This window comes from Actinosynnema sp. NPDC023658, from assembly GCF_040639995.1.
GTDB lineage: Bacteria > Actinomycetota > Actinomycetes > Mycobacteriales > Pseudonocardiaceae > Actinosynnema.
This window is the reverse complement of record NZ_JBFAAX010000967.1, coordinates 1-1,515: the sequence shown is the minus strand read 5'-3', so window position 1 is coordinate 1,515 and position 1,515 is coordinate 1. Positions and strand designations below refer to the sequence as shown.

The following is a 1,515-nucleotide window of genomic DNA, read 5'->3' as shown; positions in this document are numbered from 1 at the left end:
CATCCCCCGCTTCGACCGGCCGTGCCGGTGCTCCTCGCGGTGGACAGCGTGGGACCGTGGGGGACGGGCGGGTGTCGAACCGGTTCGGTGTCGTCCACCGTAGGCCGCCGGGGTCGCCGTCACAATCGGCCGGTCAGGTGTCGGAGCGCTCCGGTGGCGTCGGGCGGGAATCCGTCGACCGCCGCGGGCGGAGGGTGGAGGCGGGCAGGGGCGCCCGCCTCCGGATCCGCCTTACGCCTTCGCCCAGCGCTGGTTCGCGCCGGTGTGGCAGGTCCACACGTTGACCGCGGTGCCGTTCGCGGTGGCGGCCCCGCTCACGTCGAGGCACAGCCCGCTCTGGGCGTTGCTGATGGTGCCGTTGCCGTTGAGGTTCCACTGCTGGTTGGCGGCGGTGTGGCAGTCCCAGATGATCATCGGGGAGCCGTTGGCCGTGCCGGCGCCGTTGACGTCCAGGCACCGGCCGGAGGCCTCGCCGCGCAGCCGGAACGTCGTCGGCGTCGGGGTCGGGGTCTGGTCGCCGGTGAAGAACTTCCACACCTCGTTCTTGACCCAGCTGCGGGCGCCGCTCTCGCAGCCCGCGCACCCGTCCACGGGGCCCTGCTGGTGCCCGCCGTCGAACGGCGCCCAGACCACCGGGTAGCCCTCGCGGCAGCCCGAGTAGACGGTGATGATGTGCGTCCGGCTGCCCGCCGCCGGCTCGGGCGCGTTCTGCGGGGTGCAGCCGTTGTTGCGGACGAACCGGTCGCGCAGGCCCCGGCCGGCGCCGATGTTGTCCGAGACGCCGTGGATGCCCATGTAGGCGACGGGCTGCGTGCCGCCGCTGCACCCGCTGATCTCACCCGGTGCGGCGATGGCCGCGACCGCGCGGAACACCGTCGGCCGGGCGCAGGCGAGGGCGTTGCTCATCGCGCCGCCGTAGCTGAAGCCCAGCGCGAACAGCTGCGTCGTGTCGACGCACAGGGCGTCCCCGATGCGCTTGATCATGTCGTCGACGAAGGTCACGTCCTCGCCGCCGGAGTTGGCCCAGCCGTTGCCGATGCCCTGCGGCGCGACGAAGATCGTGCTGTTGTTCGCCAGCCGCCGCAACCCGTAGTGCGCGTAGACGTCACCGTCGCTGCCGCCCGAGGCGACGTCGTTCGCGGTGCCGCCCCACCAGTGGAACCCGAAGACCAGCCGGTAGGGGTGGGTGTTGTCGTAGTTGTCCGGGATGCTCAGGATGAAGCTGCGGCTCTTGCCGTTGCTCTGGATCGACTGGTTGCCGTTCTGGATCGCGGGTGCCTTGCCGCAGCCGGCGGTGCTCGCGAGGGTGCCGACGGCGGCCGAGGCCGCACCGGCTCCGGCCGTCCCGGCGGCGTCGGCGACGCCGGTGCCGGTGAGGACGAGCGCGGCGGCGGCGATCACCGTCCACCATCGGCGGAGAGTGTTTCCCTGTCGCATCTGTGCTTCCAATCTCGAGGTGTGGTTTCCTCGCGGTGCGCGTTGGCGCCCACGTGCCGACAGTCCCCGCCGACGCTC

Annotated in this window: 1 protein-coding gene; it reads right to left on the bottom strand. The window is 72.3% G+C overall.

What is annotated here, in order from left to right:
- Window positions 1-231: 231 nt before the first annotated feature.
- Window positions 232-1,401: an RICIN domain-containing protein gene (locus tag AB0G02_RS37005; protein WP_360804200.1), complete on the bottom strand. Its 1,170-nt coding sequence runs from the start codon at window positions 1,399-1,401 to the stop codon at window positions 232-234.
- Between the last annotated feature and the right edge of the window lie 114 nt (window positions 1,402-1,515).